17 protein-coding genes are annotated in these 17,146 nt (G+C 61.7%); 13 read left to right on the forward strand and 4 right to left on the reverse strand.

Annotated elements, in window-relative coordinates; translation table 11 throughout:
- Nucleotides 1-206: 206 nt before the first annotated feature.
- The 10 genes from MHX61_RS07870 to MHX61_RS07915 all read left to right on the forward strand — a co-directional run bounded on the left by MHX61_RS07870 (nucleotide 207) and on the right by MHX61_RS07915 (nucleotide 5,616).
- Nucleotides 207-515 (forward strand): LysE family translocator, encoded by a 309-nt coding sequence (locus tag MHX61_RS07870; RefSeq protein ID WP_239193964.1) that lies wholly within the window; start codon nucleotides 207-209, stop codon nucleotides 513-515.
- A 136-nt stretch (nucleotides 516-651) separates the two neighbouring features.
- Nucleotides 652-1,326 carry a LysE family translocator gene (locus tag MHX61_RS07875; RefSeq protein ID WP_239193965.1) on the forward strand — a complete coding sequence of 225 codons (675 nt, stop codon included), beginning with the start codon at nucleotides 652-654 and terminating at the stop codon, nucleotides 1,324-1,326.
- 9 nt (nucleotides 1,327-1,335) lie between these two features.
- The gene (locus tag MHX61_RS07880; protein ID WP_005323228.1) at nucleotides 1,336-1,665 is read left to right on the forward strand and encodes a YbjQ family protein; all 330 of its coding nucleotides are present in this window, start codon (nucleotides 1,336-1,338) and stop codon (nucleotides 1,663-1,665) included.
- Nucleotides 1,658-2,593 carry a PHB depolymerase family esterase gene (locus MHX61_RS07885; protein WP_239193967.1) on the forward strand — a complete coding sequence of 312 codons (936 nt, stop codon included), beginning with the start codon at nucleotides 1,658-1,660 and terminating at the stop codon, nucleotides 2,591-2,593. Before MHX61_RS07880 ends, MHX61_RS07885 begins: the two co-directional genes overlap by 8 nt.
- Nucleotides 2,594-2,628: 35 nt before the next feature.
- A complete protein-coding gene (locus MHX61_RS07890; protein ID WP_005323225.1) occupies nucleotides 2,629-2,913 on the forward strand; it encodes an RNA-binding S4 domain-containing protein in 285 nt (94 codons plus the stop codon).
- The gene (locus tag MHX61_RS07895; protein ID WP_239193969.1) at nucleotides 2,914-3,741 is read left to right on the forward strand and encodes a VOC family protein; all 828 of its coding nucleotides are present in this window, start codon (nucleotides 2,914-2,916) and stop codon (nucleotides 3,739-3,741) included.
- Nucleotides 3,742-3,746: 5 nt separating this feature from the next.
- Complete coding sequence (locus MHX61_RS07900) at nucleotides 3,747-4,058, forward strand: MGMT family protein (RefSeq protein ID WP_239193971.1); 312 nt, start codon at nucleotides 3,747-3,749, stop codon at nucleotides 4,056-4,058.
- Nucleotides 4,055-4,414, forward strand: coding sequence for a multidrug efflux SMR transporter (locus tag MHX61_RS07905; protein WP_204610530.1), 360 nt, complete (start codon nucleotides 4,055-4,057; stop codon nucleotides 4,412-4,414). The genes MHX61_RS07900 and MHX61_RS07905 overlap by 4 nt, the downstream gene beginning before the upstream one ends.
- On the forward strand, nucleotides 4,411-4,728 hold the full coding sequence (locus tag MHX61_RS07910; RefSeq protein ID WP_005323220.1) for a multidrug efflux SMR transporter: 318 nt from the start codon (nucleotides 4,411-4,413) through the stop codon (nucleotides 4,726-4,728). The genes MHX61_RS07905 and MHX61_RS07910 overlap by 4 nt, the downstream gene beginning before the upstream one ends.
- A 27-nt stretch (nucleotides 4,729-4,755) precedes the next feature.
- Nucleotides 4,756-5,616 (forward strand): hypothetical protein, encoded by an 861-nt coding sequence (locus MHX61_RS07915; protein ID WP_239193973.1) that lies wholly within the window; start codon nucleotides 4,756-4,758, stop codon nucleotides 5,614-5,616.
- Between the two features lie 100 nt (nucleotides 5,617-5,716).
- Here the strand turns inward: MHX61_RS07915 and MHX61_RS07920 are convergent, their stop codons facing one another.
- Nucleotides 5,717-6,568, reverse strand: coding sequence for a PrsW family intramembrane metalloprotease (locus MHX61_RS07920; protein WP_239193975.1), 852 nt, complete (start codon nucleotides 6,566-6,568; stop codon nucleotides 5,717-5,719).
- The gene (locus tag MHX61_RS07925) at nucleotides 6,569-7,150 is read right to left on the reverse strand and encodes a hypothetical protein (RefSeq protein WP_239193977.1); all 582 of its coding nucleotides are present in this window, start codon (nucleotides 7,148-7,150) and stop codon (nucleotides 6,569-6,571) included. It lies immediately after the preceding gene.
- Nucleotides 7,151-7,192: 42 nt separating this feature from the next.
- Between MHX61_RS07925 and MHX61_RS07930 the strand changes: the two genes are divergently transcribed.
- The 3 genes from MHX61_RS07930 (at nucleotide 7,193) to MHX61_RS07940 (ending at nucleotide 11,509) form a co-directional block, all read left to right on the forward strand.
- Nucleotides 7,193-9,127, forward strand: coding sequence for a M13 family metallopeptidase (locus MHX61_RS07930; protein WP_239193978.1), 1,935 nt, complete (start codon nucleotides 7,193-7,195; stop codon nucleotides 9,125-9,127).
- 39 nt (nucleotides 9,128-9,166) lie between these two features.
- Nucleotides 9,167-10,060, forward strand: a complete 894-nt coding sequence (locus MHX61_RS07935) for an alpha/beta hydrolase (protein WP_239193980.1) — start codon at nucleotides 9,167-9,169, stop codon at nucleotides 10,058-10,060.
- Between the two features lie 63 nt (nucleotides 10,061-10,123).
- Complete coding sequence (locus MHX61_RS07940) at nucleotides 10,124-11,509, forward strand: PepSY domain-containing protein (RefSeq protein ID WP_239193981.1); 1,386 nt, start codon at nucleotides 10,124-10,126, stop codon at nucleotides 11,507-11,509.
- On the opposite strand, the gene MHX61_RS07945 is transcribed toward MHX61_RS07940, so the two are convergent.
- Together MHX61_RS07945 and MHX61_RS07950 are read right to left on the reverse strand one after the other, a co-directional pair.
- Nucleotides 11,448-14,915: an arabinosyltransferase domain-containing protein gene (locus tag MHX61_RS07945; RefSeq protein WP_239193982.1), complete on the reverse strand. Its 3,468-nt coding sequence runs from the start codon at nucleotides 14,913-14,915 to the stop codon at nucleotides 11,448-11,450. The two genes, MHX61_RS07940 and MHX61_RS07945, sit on opposite strands and share 62 nt — an antisense overlap.
- Before the next feature lie 74 nt (nucleotides 14,916-14,989).
- Nucleotides 14,990-16,966, reverse strand: coding sequence for a galactan 5-O-arabinofuranosyltransferase (locus MHX61_RS07950; protein ID WP_239193983.1), 1,977 nt, complete (start codon nucleotides 16,964-16,966; stop codon nucleotides 14,990-14,992).
- Nucleotides 16,967-17,146: the final 180 nt, after the last annotated feature.

Here is a 17,146-nt window from a genome sequence, read left to right on the forward strand (position 1 = left end):
GGGTGACGGCATCCTTGGCTGGCGCTCCGCGGTGATCACTGCACGGCCTAGTGTGTTGGGTGCGCTGCAACTCATTGGCGGGCTTTTCTTGTCTATATGGGCGTGTCTTAGATTCGTTCCGGCTTTACGTCCGCTGCGTACCTACCGTGGTGGCGGGCACTGAGAATTACACGGAACAGGCCATTGCGGCCGGCAGCATCGATGACATGACTGGGTGGCGCGCTTATAAGCTCGGCGTGGTTACGAACCTGTCCAATCCGAAAGCGCTCGTATTCTTCGGCGCGGTTTTCGCGCAGTTTATTCGCCCCGATATGTCGACTACCTGGACCGTTGCGGTGGCGGTCATCCTCGTGGCGATGTCCGTGACGTGGCTTTCTACCTTTGCACTCATTGTGCGCGCGGCATCGCGCTGGATTGCGCACCACTCCGCGGCCATCGATATCGTTTCTGGTCTTATCTTTGCGGTGCTGGGATTCATTATGGCCGTGGAGGGCGCTATCGAGCTCTTCGGTTAGTGCAGGTGGCGGATTTCTATAAAAGAGTTGATATAGGAGCTGCCTAAATCACAGGACTTACCTGTTTCGCTGCAGGTGAGAGACTTCTTATAGTGGCATGCGTTAATCTAATCGCATGCGAGTATGGAGGTGTTAGGTGGCTATTAGCGCCCTGGTGACCTTAATGGGTGTGTGGTTCGCGGCGATGGCCTCGCCGGGTCCAGACGTGGTGCAGATTATTCGCTTGGGCGCGCGCTCCACGCGCGCGGCGGTATGGGCGGCGCTTGGTAGCACCACCGGCCTTACCATCTGGACCGTGGCCTCCTTGGCGGGCCTTTCCGCATTGATTTCTGCGCACCCTGGGATCCTGGTGGCGCTGCAAGTCCTTGGTGGCGCTTACCTGCTGTGGATGGCCTATACCGCCATTACCGGCGGCATCAAGGAGCGCCGTGCGCCCGCAACCGTGGTGGGGACCGAAACCAGCGCCCCGCAGCCGCGCGGGTTTACGCCGGACGGCATCATCAAGGCCGGCACCGCTTATCGCATGGGGTTCATCTGCGATCTCTCGAACCCTAAGGTGGTCATCTTCTTCGGCGCCATCTTTGCCAATTTCATCGACCCCGGCATGGGCATCGTCGCCAACCTGCTGGTGGGTGCCGTCCTGATCCTGGAAAGCCTCGTGCTCTTCGTGGGCGTGGCCTTGAGTACTCGCGCGGTATCGAAGTGGATGGCCAAGAACTCCGCATGGGTGGATATTGTCAGCGGCGTGGTCTTCCTATTGCTGGGCGTGGTCATCCTCTTTGAGGGATTGCGTGGGCTTATAGCCATGTAATCTGGGGCCATGATTTTTACCACTACTAATACCGTTGATGGCTACGAGATTACGGATTATATCCGCATCATCGCCGGGGAAACCGTCATCGGTATTAATATGCTGAAGGATTTCGGGGCATCCCTCCGCAATATCACCGGTGGACGCTCCGCCGGATATGAGAGCGAGGCCATCAAGGCGCGCGAGGCGGCGCTCGATGAGCTGTGGCGCCGCGGGCAGGAGCTCGGGGCCGATGGCGTGGTGGGCATCGCCTTTGATTATTCGCCCATGGGCACCTCGAATGACATGTTGATGGTCACGGCCACCGGCACGGCGGTGAAGCTGCGCGCTCGTGATTAAGGTAGGCAAGAAAGCACTGGCCCTATGCGCTGGGTTATGCGCGGCCGCCGGGCTCATGGCAGGGTGCGAGGAAGAACTGCCGCAGCCGGGCAGCGTGCCGAATGAATCGCAAGGCGCGGCCGATGGCTATATCACCACGCTGCCGGATCAGGGCACAACGGCTAATGGCCGCTACCAGATCATTAACCTGCAAAATCATCGCAGTTTTGTGGTGCACGTGCCGTTTAATGCGGATAAGCGCCACCGATTGCCCGTGGTCGTGGCGATGCACGGCTATGAGATGGATGCCGGCAATATGTTCAAAGGCACTGACCTGTCCCAGGGCGATGCCATCACCGTCTTCGTCCAAGGCGCGGGCAAGGCGTGGGCGCCGGCACCGTACGCGGTGACTAGCTTGGACGATGACCTCAAATACGTCGATGACACGATTGATTTCGTCCGCCGTCACTATCCCGCCTCTGATACCACCTATGGCGTGGGCTTTTCCAATGGTGGCGGATTCGCCCGCGCGGTGACCTGCAAGCGGCCGGGCTTATTTGATGCGGTGGCTACGGTTTCGGCGGCCAAGTATGACCGCGTGGAAAAGGACTGCGCCAGCGAGCCTACCGATTACCTCGATATTCACGGCACGGACGACGTGCTTATGAAATACGGTGGCGGGCACCAGCACGGCGCGCACTACCGCTCGGTGAAGCAATCGCTACGCGGAATCGCGAGGGAGAATGGGTGCAATCCGTTTCCAAAGCGGCGTCGGAAAGAAGCAGTGGAGCACTTCACCTGGCGGGTATGTGATGCGCGCACCGAGCAGTACACCATCCACGGTGGCACGCACACGTGGAATGGCGGGGCCACGGACCATTCCGGTTTGGTGAAAGCGGAGTGGACCACCGATACGGTCCTGGATTTCTTCCATATCGCCCACCCGTAGCGATAGCCGCGCGCGGGCTGGGTAAGCTGGGCGGCATGCTAGACATTCCTATCAACGGCGACTCCATCAAATTGGGCCAGTTCATCAAGCTGGCCAGCTTGGTGGCTACCGGCGGCGAGGCTAAAGAGCTCATCGCAGAAGGCGTAGTTACGGTCAATGGCGAGCCTGAAACGCGCCGGGGCGCCATGCTCCACCCAGGCGATGAGGTGTGCATCGAGGACGCCTGCGCGCGCGTGGGCGAGCCGGACGATGACGATGATTACTTTGATGAAGCCACGGCCGACGATGACTTTGATCCGGAAAAGTGGAGGAATATGTAGATGCCAGCATTCGAAGCTGAAGTGGGCATGCCCTACTGGATTGACCTGACCACCTCGGATCCGCGCAAGTCCGCGCGTTTCTATGAGCAGGTGCTGGGGTGGGAGATTTCCGCCGAGTCCGCGGAGGAAAAGCCCTATCAGATGGCGCGCTTGCAGGGCCTGCCCATCGCCGGACTTATCCCGCAACCGGAAGAAGCACCCATGCCGGATACGTGGGTGACCTACTTCCTCTCCAAGGACATCGCTGGTGATTGCCAGCGCGCCGAGAGCCTAGGCGGACGCATCCTGGTGCAGCCGCAGCAAGTACAGCTAGGGCACATGGCTTTGCTTGCCGACGCCGCCGGGGGCATGTTCGGCCTCATCCAGCCCGCCGGCCCAGAGCACTTCGTCGCCGCCGGCGAGCCCGGCACCCCGGTATGGCACGAGCTCACCGCAACCTCGGGTTTCCAGCGCGCCATGGACTTTTATGGCGAGCTTTTCAATTGGGAAATTCGCGCCATGCAGTCCGAGGATGAGAACTTCATTTATGCCACGGCGGAAGAAGACGGTGCGCCGTTTGCCGGCCTGTGGAACGCCGAGGGCCAGTTCCCACCCCAGGTGCCGAGCTTCTGGCAGACCTACTTGGGCGTGCGCGATATCGACGCCGCTGCGAAGAAGACCGTGGAACTAGGCGGCGAGGTCATCCGCGAACCATGGGATTCGCCCTTTGGCCGCATGTGCCTTTTGGCCGATTCCACCGGTGCAACCATAACCCTCACCGAGGTCGAAGACGCTCCCGAAGAAGAACCCACCGAGTCGGATGACGTGCTGGGCCTCGACCCACAGTAACCGAGATGAGTGAATCGCCACTGGTCAAACGCGTATTGGCCGTCGTCGCCGTGATTCCGCCCGGCAACGTCACCTCTTATGGCGAGGTGGCCAAGGTGGCCGGCTGTGGCGCGCGCAACGTCGGCACCGTGTTAAAGCGCTACGGCGGCGGTGCCACTACCGCTTGGTGGCGCGTTGTCCGCGCCGATGGTGCCTCCCATGATCCCGCCCGCGCAGCACAGTTCTGGGATCGTGAGGCCATCGCGCACGCCAATGGCCGCGTTAAAATGCACGAGCACGGAATCGACGCCCGCGAATTACAGGAGTTGATGGAGTGAGGGCCTGGGTCATTCTTTTTCTCGCGATTGCCAGCGAAGTCGTGGGCACTGTCGCGCTGAAATACGCCGTGGACCATTTCTGGATCTACGGCGTGGCCGCCCTCTGCTTCATCCTTGCCTTCGTGCTGCTGCACCGCGTGATGCAAGAAGGCGTCAACGTGGGCGTGGCCTACGGTCTCTGGGCATCCGGCGGGGTCATTTCCACTGCGCTGCTTTCCGCCGCGCTATTTGGCGAGCCGCTCGGCGCCGTAAAGCTCGCCGGCATTGCGCTCATCATGGGCGGCGTATTCTGCGTGGAAATGGGCGCTAAGTCGGACAAGGATCACGACCGCACCGTGGAGGTGGCGCCGCAATGATCTGGTTCCTCCTTTTCCTCGCCACCGCCATTGAGGTCACAGGCACGCTGTGCCTGCGCATGTCCGCGGTAACCGGCCGCCGTTTCTGGGTGGCGCTCGTTGCCCTGTGCTATGTCTCTGCCTACGGCTTCTTGGCGCTCGTGCTCAAGGCCGGCATGGATCTGGGTGTGGCCTACGGCATTTGGGCTGCCACCGGTGTTGCTTTGACCGCCATCGCCTCCTACCTCCTGTTCAAGGAGCCATTTACCTGGCTGAAATCCCTCGGCGTGGTGCTCATTGTCGGGGGAGTCCTGCTCGTAGAAGCCGGTGCGTAATACCCACGGTGGCGCTAGGATATTTTCATGATGAAAAAGCTGGCGGTAGGCTCCTTGGTTACCGCACTCTCCCTCGTTACCATCCCCGCCGCCCAGGCTGTCACTCTCGACCCGCACGCTGTGCCCGCGCGCACCCAAATCACCGTCCGGCACGATTCTGGGGCCACGGTGTCCACCGCTAATTCCCATGAGTCTCGCCCCGCGCTGTCTTTGAGCAAGCTCTACTTGGGCTATTGGGTCCTAAAATACGGTGCGCCGGCCGATAAAGCCCGCGTGGAGCATATGATTCGTGTGAGCGATGACAACGTGGCTACCGACTTGGACCGCCGCTACCCGCAGGCCATCCCCAGCATCATCCACGAGTTTGGCCTGCGCGAAACGCACTACACCGGCTACTGGGGGACAACGACCACCTCCACCGAGGATGTAGCGCGGTTTACCTCGCGTATCCAGCACGATCCCGTTGCCACACCCATCAGGACCGGCATGGCTACTGCCGCTCCTGTGGCTGCCGATGGCTACCGGCAAGACTTTGGCACCTCCCGGATTCCAGGGGTTATCGGTACCAAGTTTGGCTGGTCAGACAATCGCCGCATCCATGCCTCGGTATCCACCGCCCCTGGATTTACCGTAGCCGCCAATACCTATGGTGATGCGGCCACCCATACCGCTGACGTCACCCGCGCCGTACATAATGCCCCAGGCGCAATCCCCGGCGGTTCGAGCGAGGCCATTGGAGCTCGTATCGAGCACGATCTGCACCTGCAAGGCCCAGCGCGACAGGCTGTACGAGATGCCACCCGCACGGCAGCGAACTACGAGCGCCAGGCTTGCGCGAGCGCTAATCGAGCACTGGCGCAGGTAACGCCGATGCGCGTGTGCAACTAGGGCTTTTAGAGGCTCGAGAAAATGCAGAACAAGCACGTTTCGTCTCTCACGGAGCATGAAAAGGGCGAAACGTGCTTGTTGTGCAGAGTGGTCGGCGGCTCTAGCGGATGTAGGCGAGGGCGTCGTCGGCAGTGCTGTGGCTATAACTCTCATCGGCCTTGGCGAGCTTATTGCCGCGCAGCACCAGCCATATGCTCAGCGGGTAGAGGATAAGCGCTACCGTGACGGCCTGGATGATGGCGGCCACCTCGGAATCGTGCATGTAGTTCCAGCAAAAGTGCAGGAGGAAAGCGGCGGCGAGGCAGCCGAGAAAGACGCCGATACGCCACCACAGCGGTTTGGCGGCGGCATAGAGCGCCCAGCCGATGCCCCAGCCGGCCAGCGCGGTGAGCAAGACGTGTAGGCCAGGACCGGCGATAAGCCGCAGGCCCCACATTTCAATTAAGCCCTGGATATCGCTATCGGGATGCATGGTGGCACCCATGGCGCCGTAGAGGATGTTTTCGCAGGCCTCGAAGCCTAGGCCCACCACTGCGCCCACTATCCAGCCATGCCACGGGCGGTTGAGCTGGCGGAAGGACATGAGCACGAAGATGACGCCGGTGGCCTTGGAGATTTCCTCTGGGTAGGCGCCGCTCCAGGACATCATGGCATCGACCCAGCCGGTGCCAATGGCGAGCTGCATGACGGGACCGGAGCTGATAAGCGCCAGGGCTACGGCCACACCGCCGCCCCAAAGGAAAGCCAGTAGGGCCCACAGGCGCGCCGGGCGTGCCCACATGGGGCTGCGTTGCAATAGGTAGATGACCAGCGCTACGAGCACGGCGGCGATGAGCAGGCTGAGCAGGCCCATCAGGGGAGAGATTAAGAATGTGCTCAGCGTCTGGACCAAGAACGCGATGAGTCCAATGCCGGAGAGGATCCACAGCGTGGTGCGAAAGAGCTTGGACATCTAGTACATCAACTCCCCAGAGAAGTCAGCGAATTCTGCATTAGCATCGGCGGGCAGATCCTCTTGGCCGAAGGCATGCCAGATGCGCGAGGCGGTGGCCCGGGCTTGGTCGCCCTTGCCGGTCACGGTGACCACCCAATCCTTGTTTTCGTCTTCGCCGGTGCCGTCGAGGGAGAGGGCGGCGGTGGAGGAGGGGGCGTCGGCAAGCAGGAGTGCTCCATTCGTGCCGTCAAAGGTAGGGGCGTCGGTCGGCAGGGAAGCCATGGTTAGGGCGCGGACCATGCGGCGCAAGGTGGTGGCATCGTCCTTGGCATCCTCGGTAAGGGTGGCTTGCACACTGACACCACCGCAGGTCCAGCCGATGCTGGCGAGGGATTCATAGTCGCGCTCGCAGTAGAGATCGGGAACGTCAATCTCCCAATCCTGGCTGGGCTCTGCGAGGGTGACCTGCTCGACGTCCGCGGAGGAATCCGCCAGGGCCGCCTGCACAATTGTGGGCAAAGCGAGAACCACCGCCACGAACGCAATGACGGCGAGGAAAAGGCGCCGCGGATGCGCTGGAGGAAAGCGATAAAATTCCATAGCCCACACCTTATCTTGCTGCTTTGACCTAGAGTGGCAAGCATGAAAGATCTTTATCAACTAGTCAATGGACCCTGGCTGGAAAGCCACGTCATTCCCGATGATCGCGGCGTGGACGGCACCTTCCACGCGCTGCGCGACGAGGCGGAGGAACTCGTGCACGAGATCGTGGAAAAGGACACCGGCCGCCCGGGCAAGCTCTATGCCTCCTTTATGGATACCGAGGGAGTCAACGCGGCCGGCATGGCTCCATTGGATGCGGACCTGGACCGCCTAAGCGCGGCCGACCCCGAGGAACTGGCACAGCGCCTGGGTGAACTTGAGCGCACCGGAGTTGGCTCCCCGGTGACCTTCTGGGTGTCCAAGGATTCCGGTTCCGAGGATGCCATTGCTTATGTCATCCAATCCGGCTTGGGCCTGCCGGATGAGGCTTATTACCGCGAGGAAGCCCACGCGGAAACGCTGAGCGCTTATGAAAAGCACGTGGCCGAAATGCTGGAATTCCTTGACCCAGCCCGCCTCTTTGGCCTGGGCGCCGAGGTAGCCGCCCATCGCATCGTTGCCTTGGAAAAGGAGCTGGCCGCTGGCCATTGGGACGTGGTCTCCACCCGCGATGCGGTTAAGACCTATAACCCCTGCGAATTTAGCGAGCTGCCCACCATGACCCGCGCTCTGCTCTCCGGCGGCAACCTGCCAGAGCACCGCGTGGTCAATATGATGCCGTCCTACCTCGAGCACTTCGAGAGCCTCTTTACCACCGCGCGCATGGCCGATTGGCAGCTGTGGGCCACCTGGCACATCCTGCGCTCCCGCGCGGCTATGTTGCCGGAGGAAGTAGGCGCGAAGAACTTCGAGTTCTATGGCACCAAGCTCTCCGGCGCTACTCAGCAGCGCGACCGTTGGAAGCGCGCCGTGGGCTTGGCCGAGTCCCTCGTGGGCGAAGAGATTGGCCAGGTATTTGTGGATAAGCACTTCCCGGCCTCTTCCAAGCGCGAGATGGATGAGCTGGTGGACTACCTCATCGCCGCCTACCGTGAGCGCATTTCCCAGCTGGAGTGGATGACGCCGGCCACCCGCGAGCGCGCGCTGGAAAAGCTGTCCCAGTTCAAGGCCAAGATTGGCTTCCCGGATTCCTGGCGCGATTACTCCGGGCTCGAGGTCTCTGGCAAGGGTGCGGACCTGCTGGCCAATGCCCGCGCCGGTTCCGCCTTCTCCCATGACTTTGAGCTGGCCAAGATTGGCAAGCCGGCCGACCGCGATGAATGGGTAACCACCCCGCAGACGGTCAACGCCTTCTATAACCCGGTGGTCAATGACATCACCTTCCCGGCCGCCATCCTGCGCCCGCCGTTTTATAACCCGGATGCTGATGCCGCAGAAAACTTCGGCGCCATCGGTGCCGTCATCGGCCACGAGATTGGACATGGCTTTGATGACCAGGGCTCGCAATTTGATGGCCAGGGCAACCTTAACTCCTGGTGGTCCGAGGAGGACCGCGCGGCCTTTGACAAGCTCACCGCCAAGCTGGTGGAGCAATTCAATGGACAGGTACCGACGGTGCTCAAGGAGGCTGGCATCGACTCCACCGGTGTCAACGGCAGCTTCACCCTGGGCGAGAATATCGGTGACCTCGGTGGCCTGGGCATCGCCGTGGTGGCTTTCAAGAACTACTGCGCCGATAAGGGCATTGACCTGCAGGGAAAGGAGGAGAAGTTCGAGGTAGAAGGCGCCGAGCCAGAGCTGGCCGAGCACACCTACAACGGCCTACAACGCTTCTTCCTCGCCTGGGCCCGCGTTTGGCGCACCGCCATCCGTCCAGAGATGGCCACCCAGTACCTGGCCATTGACCCGCACTCGCCAGCGGAGTTCCGCTGCAACCTCATCGCTGCCAATATCGCGGAGTTCTACGAGGCCTTTGACGTGGCGGAGGATTCTGCCATGTACATTGCGCCAGAGGACCGCGTCACCATCTGGTAGCCCTTTTAGCCGCTAGGCGGTGCGCGTAGGCTCGGTGGCATGACTAACGCAGATGCTAACCAGGACCCGCACCGCCCGCTGGAGCCCGGCCAGGAATGGCACATCGGCGGCCAAGACCGCCAGATGGAGGAAAAGGAACAGCTTGAGCAGCTCGTTGCCTATATCGACGCCCACTATGACACCCCGGATTTCCGCTCGCCGTGGGCCGGGGGCGGCTCCCCTGAGGCGGACCAATATTGCGCGCTCTTGCCGGATCGCATTACCCATGCGGCAATGATGGTGCTCGGTACTGCGGTGGATCATGCGCTGCCAGGTACTGCGTACACGGAAGGAATTAGCGTAGAAGAGTCCGAGGTGGGCGCCATTTTCCGGCCCAGCACGCCCACCGGCCGGTGGGCGGTGTCGCTGCATTCGGGCGGCTGGTGGCGCGGCGGTGGCCAAGCGCTGGAGATGCAGTGGCGCCCCGAGGTAGCCGCCGCCGCGCAGCTATCCGGCACCACCATTATTGACGTGGATTATCCGCTCGCCCCCGAGCACACCGTGGCAGAGATGGTCACTGCCGTGCAGCAGGCCATTGATTATGCCCGCGCGCAGGGCGCTTCTAGCGTTACTACCTGGGGTTATTCCTCCGGCGCGGCGCTGGCGGCGCTGGCGCCTGCCGACGCCCTCCTGCTCACCTTCCCCGACTTCGGTGCCCTGGCACATCTGCCGGAGGACCTGCGCGCTGGATACGACATCCCGGCGGACCTCTCTGAGCTAGGTCCGCACACTTTCGTGCAGACCGCCACCGAGGATGAGATTGCCGCGCGCGTTTCCGTGCCTGGCGCCGCCGCGCGCGATTATGTCTCCACCCACCGCGTGTCTACCCCGGCGGTTTCCCGGCAGCGCGTGCGGGATGCGGCCACGTTCCTGGCAGGCGAGTTGGAAAAATAATAGCTTCCTGGAGGTTTCATGCTAAAAGGGAACTAGTTTCAATAGGTCAGCGACTAGTTTCGCATGACCATATCGACTCATGGCGCTGTTTCGCGCCTGCATAAATTCGCTGGCGTTATCATTGCGCCCTTCCTCATAGTCGCAGCGTTAAGCGGGCTTCTCTACGCCTTGGCCCCCACCTTTGAACCGTGGATTTACCACGATGAGGTAACCGCCACCGCACAAGGCAGCCCGCGCAGCCTCGATGAACAGATTGCCGCCGCCCAGCGCCAGCACCCGGATGGGACCGTGGTGCGGGTTGAACCTTCCGAAGACCCGCAAGAGACCACCCGCGTGCTTTTCGACGACCCCACCGCCCCCAACTCCAGCTATACCCACGCCGTCTTTGTAGACCCGGTGGACCTGCACATCACTGGCGAACTACAACAATATGGTGGATCCCGTGCGTTGCCCTTCCGTACGTGGGCCTCTAATGGACACCGCACCCTATGGTTGGGCGAGCCTGGCCGCCTCTATGCTGAACTCGCGGCCTCGTGGCTCGGCGCGCTGAGCATCCTCGGTCTGTACCTATGGCTCAAGCGTAAGCAAAGGAATAAGAAGCAGCCCTCTAAGGTACTGGCGCTGCACGCCCGCGTGGGTGCCTGGTTACTGCCGGGCTTCCTTTTTCTTACCGTTACTGGCCTGACATGGTCGCTGGTAGCAGGCACAAGTATTGGCAAAGTGCGTGAGGAACTCAATTGGAAGGAACCGTCCGTGGCGACTTCTGTTGCAGAAGCGGGGGCGAGTACTGGAGCGGGGAAGCATGCTGGGCATTCCGGCCACGCGGTTCACGCCGGGCACGCTGGGCATACGGAACACCACGATGCTGCAGAACTTGCCGGCGCCCAAACCGCATTATCGACAGCCCGTAGCCAAGGGTTGACCGGAGTCTTGGAAATGACCCCTCCGGAAAAACCAGGCGATGCGTGGGGAGTGCGGGAGGCTCGTGCGGCCTTCAAGCTGCGCAGCGATGCCGTGGCGGTGACCCCAAACGGTGAGGTCATCGACCGCATCAATTCCGCCGATTGGCCGCTTGCCGCGCAGCTTACGTCGTGGCTCATCCAGCTGCACATGGGAACGCTCTTTGGCATCTACAGCCAGGTCGCCTTGGCGGCGCTGGCCCTCGGTCTGCTCGTGGTGAGTATCGCGGGCCTGTGGATGTGGTGGAAGAAACCGCGCCGCAGCCTGCCAGAGCTAAAAATCACCCCCGCCGTGTTGGCGGGGGTGGTGGCCTACTCGATCATCGCGCCGCTCTTTGGCGTCTCGCTGTTGATCTTTTTCCTAGGCGATTGGCTCGTGCGGCGATTGCGCGCCCCGAAGCGGGGTCGGGACGCTGCCGCAGGCGAGGCTACTCTTCGCCCTCGGGGCGAATCTTCATCTCGGAGTCTTGCCACAGACCGGAGCGCGTAATGTCCTCATAATCAATCTCCGCTGGAACCGGGGCGTTTCCTTGTGAATCGGTACGCAGTTCGTACTTTTCGATGGCACCCCAATCGCGAGCCCAGTCATTATTGAGGTAGCTCGGGATCTCGTAGGAGTAGTTGACCGCTTCCGCGGTGGACATGGCGCCACCGCCAGAGAAGGACTGGAAGTCCGTCAGCGAGGTCTGGGCCGAGGAATCCGGCAGGATGCGGTACTCCGGGATTTCCGTGACGCCGGCAAAGTGGTCAAAGGTGCGCTGGCACGGGAACTGCAGGGCCACTGCCCAGTCCAGCAACGCCGGGGTGTCCTTGGAGAACTGGTTATTGATGGTATCCAGCTCCGGCACGCGCGGCGGGGTAAAGGCCAACCAGTCGTCCTCATCGGTGGAATCATCCGTGGCTACCAAGCGCACCACGTTGGCATCCTCTGGCAACTTATCCAGCGGCAGGCGCAGGTTGCGCCACTTTGGCGTGGCGCCGACGGCGGAAAGTTCTTCCTCGCCGGTATTGGTGACCTTGCCGGAGTCATCGATGGTGCCGTACTCGAGGCTAAGCTCCATGCCCTCTTGCTCCACCCCGTTGACGTCGTGGTGGTAGATATTGCCAGCTGCAGACACGGCGAGCACTGGGGTATTGTCCTTGGCCTCTGGCAGGTTGTACCACTTGGTGGTCACTTCAGAAGTGGAGTCTTGCTCCTCGGAATAGGAACCCAGCACCGGCACCTTGGTGTAATCCAGGTTGAACGGCAGGTGCATGGTGGAACCATTGACGCCCTGGGTACCGCGCACGCCGCCTTCAGAGGTATTGGTGGTTTCCTTGGATTTCTTGTCCTTCTTTTCCTGCTTATCCTTCGACTCCTGGGAATCGGCAGAATCGCTCGCGCCGCCGGATTCAGCATCCGCGCCGGAGGTAGCGGTATCCGCGTTAGCGGAAGAGGAATCGCCGGAGCCATCCCCAATGGCACCCACAGAGGCGGAGTTCTGGTTTTCTGGCTCAATGGATTCGGGAATGAAGTTCGGGTCGAAGCCGGTATGGGTTTCGTCTTCATCCACTAGGGAATCGCCTAAGTCGCCTTCGACAGGGTCCAGGAAGGAGTCATTAGTGTTGGTCTCCACCATGGTCTGATCCGCCAGCGCGCAGGTATTGCCGCGCAGGGAGGCCAGGTTGCCCTTGCCCACGGAGTAAGAATCCGCCTGCGAGACGGTGGCCTTGGCAAAGGAAGCACACGATAGCGCCACCACAATGGCACAGGCCAGGGCGATGGGCGCGGACATGATGCCGGCCGAGCGCGAAACCTTGGCGGCGGCATTCTTTTCAAACTCAGCGAGTGCGCCCGCCTCTTCTGCCTGGGACTTGCGATAGCTATGGCGCAGGGACTGCACTATGCCGATGGCGAAGATGATCAAGGCGATGGCGAGCAGCACCTTATTGGCCTCGATGGCCTTGAACTGTACCGTGCGATCCCACCATGGAATGCCAAAGGACGATACGTACCACCAGGCATTCCAGCCGGCGAAAGAGATGGCCAGCAAGAAGACCACCGCGGTGATGGCAAAGGTGCGAGCGCGCGGCGAACGCAGCGCGAACTGGGAGAGCACCACGGCACCGAGCGCCGCGATGACACCGGCCACGCCGGCGTAAATGCCAAAGTGGTGGGTCCACTTGGTGGGGGTGAACATGAGGAAGAACATGGATAGCGCCACGATGATGAGCAGGCGCTGGGTCGGGCCAACGGCAGCACCGACGACGCGGCGGTCCTTGATAAAGGCCGCCACAATCAGCACTAGGCAGAAGAGCATGGTGAAGACCGCGAAGCGGCGGGTGAGCGAGCCATCCACGGATTCCTGGAAGAGGGTGGAGTAGCGCGCGTACTCCGCGTACCACGGCAGGGAAGGGCCAACCTCGGAGCGCACGCGGGTGGACTCCAGCACGGTCGATAGCGTCTGGTCACCAAAGGCGGCCACCATGATGGCGGTGCCAGCGCTAAGGAATGGCGCAATGAGTGAGAGCCAGCCCAGGGCGCCACCGCCCATGGACGGCACGCGCTCGGCCATGGCGCGGAAAAGGTGCGGCAGGCTGACCAGGAAGACGCCTACGGCAAAGAGACCGGTGGGGCCGGCGGCCAGGGTGATGGTTGCGGCGATGGTGCCCACAGCCGCTGGGAGCAGCCGGCGGGTGGCGATGGCGCGCTCGAAGGAGGCCCAGGTAAACATCACACCGAGCGCCACGATGGGCTCTGGACGGGTGCCGTTGTTATACGGCAGCCAGAAGGCCAGGAACATCAGCGCTGCGGTCCAGTGGGCGACCCGGCGGCCGTCGACAAGCTGGCCAAAGCGCGGCAGCATCTCGCGGGAAAGGATAAACCAGATGATGAGCCCGGAAATCAGGCCCGGCAGCCGCACGAAGACCGAAGCGGTAGAAATCTGGGAGAGTACGGCAACCAGGTCGTAATAGGGGGAGCCGAAGGGCGCCTCCGGCACGCCGTACCAGCGGTAGTAATTGGCCATGTAGGTCGCGTGATCGAAGACGCGGCTCATGGAGAAGATGAAGCCATCATCGGAGGTATTGGCGCCGAGGATGTACCAGAATCCCAAAATGGCGGCGACCACGCCATCGAGCGGGCGCACCTTCTTCCATGTCTCAGGCATGAAGCCGAAGCGGCGGCCATCGAGGCGGTCGATGCGCCACAGGCAGAACAGGGACACGACCACCATGGCGATGCCCAGCCACATGGCAATGGTCTTGATCAACGTCGGGGACGAGGTAAAGCGGGAGTTGATATCGACGTGGACATTGAGGCCGTCGTCAAGCAGGGCTTGTACGTCTGCCTTATCGTCGATTTCGGTATAGACGCCGGTGACCTGCGGGCGCAGATCCTCCTCGGTGGTCTTTTCATGATCGCCCACGCTCACGGAGGTGCCATCGCCCGTAGCGGAAATTTCAATCTTGGCGTCCTTGGGGAGCTTGGCTACCTCTTTGGCGTTGAGGGTAAGCAGCACCTCATCCAAGGACACAACAGAGAGGCCCTCGTCATTCGCGCGGACGAAAAGGCCGCGGTTGGAGGCCTTCTTGGATTCCGGCGGGACGGTGCCGTAGACCATGGACTGGCCCTCGCGCAGTTCATCGACTGCGGAGATGGGGATGGTGGCCTTCAGGTCCTCCGGGGCGACGGAAATGAGCGGCGCGTTGATGGACTGCACGGAATCATGCTGCGGCCAATCATAAGAGGACTGGGTTTGGGTCACCGGCAGTAGCGGGGTCGCTACAAAACACAGGAAACCAATCAGCCCGGCAATGATTGCGGTCCACCGCAGGCCCGCGGGGGCGGCGGTGAAGCGGGAGCCGGCAGCGGCAGGTCGTGCTTGGGTGGTATTCGTAGTGAGGCTATCTGACACGGCGATTAGTTTACGTCAGATAACCCCTTCGGCCCGCGGGCACACCCTGCCGCGGGCGGGAAGTGTGGGTGAACTTACTTGGTGCGAACGGCTGTTACAAAGGGGCCGGTTTGCTGCAACTTCCAGCCCTCGTCAAAGACATCCGCATTGAAAAAGACCGCGCGGTAGCGAATATTCGGCTGGTTGGGATAGATATCTTCTGCCAGGTGGAACTTGAAACCATCGTCCTTATTTTCCAGGTCGCCGCGGAACATCATGACATCCGGGCCGCGCCAGGGAGCAGAATCCAAGGCCTTGCGGAACTCCTCCGGCTGCATATCCCAGGAATCATTGGCCCAAGTTTCAATCTGCTCGTTGCGGGTGCTGAACTCGCCCAAGGGATTCGCGTAGTGGCTGGTAAAGGCGTTAAAGCCCCAGTAGGGGTAATAAGACATGAAGGTCTTTTCATCCGTGAGCACCACCGTCTCATCCGGCGTATAGCCTTGGTCCTGAATGAAGTTGTGAATATCCAGGTAGTAGTGGGCGGAATCGCTGGTGAAGCGGTCCGCGCGTTCGCCATAGCCATCGGTATCGCTATAGGCGTGATCGATGGCGTCCTCGTTGGCCTCTGGAATCTGCTGCGCATAGAAGACGCCGGCCAAGGCCAAGACGATGCCAAAGACCGCGGTGATCTGTTTATTGGTGGTGCGGGAAAAACGCGCCGGGTAAAGGCGGTGCACGCCGAGTAGACGAATCTCTGCCAGGGCCAGGATGCCGGCGGTGGCAAAGAGGAGCACCACGATCACCTCGAGGCGGAAGCTGAGCAGCGTGGTTCCGGCCAGGGTTGCCACCATAGACACCACGGTCCACAGGTAGATGCCAAGGAGGGAGATGCCCAGCGCGCGTACCTCCACGTCATTGAGGCGGATGACGATGTAAATGAGCCCCATGAGGCAGAGGAAACCCACAATGCTCAAGGACAAGAAAGGCACTGGAATTTGCGTGCCTTCCTCCGGCAGGTAGTGCTGCGCGGTGGTTTGCAGCGGCACCGGTGAGTGCATGACCGACCATAGGTAGGGCCCCCAGGCGATGACGGCGATGGCAATAGAGCCTACCGCCATGATTACCAGGCGCAGGATGGGGCGCCACGTATGCTCATAGAGCGCGGTAAACAGTGCGATGAGGCTGACTACGGTAAGTGCGGCCGCACCGGTGAAAAGGGTATAGAACGTAGCGGAAATGCCCAGGTAGAGCGTTACTCCCAGGATGGCCAGCCAAGAGCCGCGGAAGGCGCGGGCGCTCAGTACCGCAATGGCGGGCAGCCCCATGGCAATCACCGCGGAATAGGGCTCCTCGGCCGCGATGGTGAGCGTAATCGCGGTGGTCACCAGGGCGATGGCGGTGGCGACCGGCAGGGAACTGGTCAGGCGCTGCCAGATGGGCACCAAAATACAGCCGGCCACGGCAATGGAGATGAGGGCCCAGGGCTGGTAGACCTCCCAGCCCGGAATTCCCATGAGCGCACCCAAGCGGCCGCCCAACCAGAACCAGCCAATCGGATAGAAGGACGGCATGTCCTGGTAGTTCATGTCCGCATAGCCCATCTCATCCACCGAACGGGTGAGGAACTGGGTGCGGAAGGCCTGGTCCACCTGCACGCCATCGAGCCACAAGCGGGAGGCGGACAGCGGCAGGCCTACGGCGGCCAGGGTCAACAGGGCCGGGGAGAGGTAGGTGACCGCGTAGGTCAGCCAGGCCCGCCAGCGCGGCCGGGTAAAGGAATCCTTGTAGTGGTCATAGAGCCACCACACGCACAGCCCGCCGGCCAGGGCCAGCGTGAGCACCACCCCCACCGTGGCCAACGCGCGGGTGACCATGGAGGTATTAAAGGACGGCAGCGAGACCGTCTTGAAGGCAAACCAGCCCAGCAGCGTTACCACGCCACCGGCCAGGGCGGCCAGCACGATACCCAGCAAGGTCGCGCGAGGGGTCAGCGCATCGGCGCGATAGGCCTCGGTGCGGTTTTCCTCGCTCACGGGCGTTGACTGGGCGGGTACAGCGGTGCTTGTCATGCCCATTAGTTTCGCATACCCAAGCCCCGCAGCCTAGATTTGGCGCGGGCAGGTGAGCACTTGCTTGCCGACGTCCCCCTGATACACCACCGCCCCCGTCACCTCCCTCGCTGCGGGTGTGCGGCGAAGCGAAAGAGCGGGGGCGGGGCGGAGGCGAGCCGGCCGGCTAGCGCCAGCGCG

It is taken from the genome of Corynebacterium sp. ACRPF (genome assembly GCF_022347395.1).
Classification (GTDB): Bacteria; Actinomycetota; Actinomycetes; order Mycobacteriales; family Mycobacteriaceae; genus Corynebacterium; species Corynebacterium tuberculostearicum_D.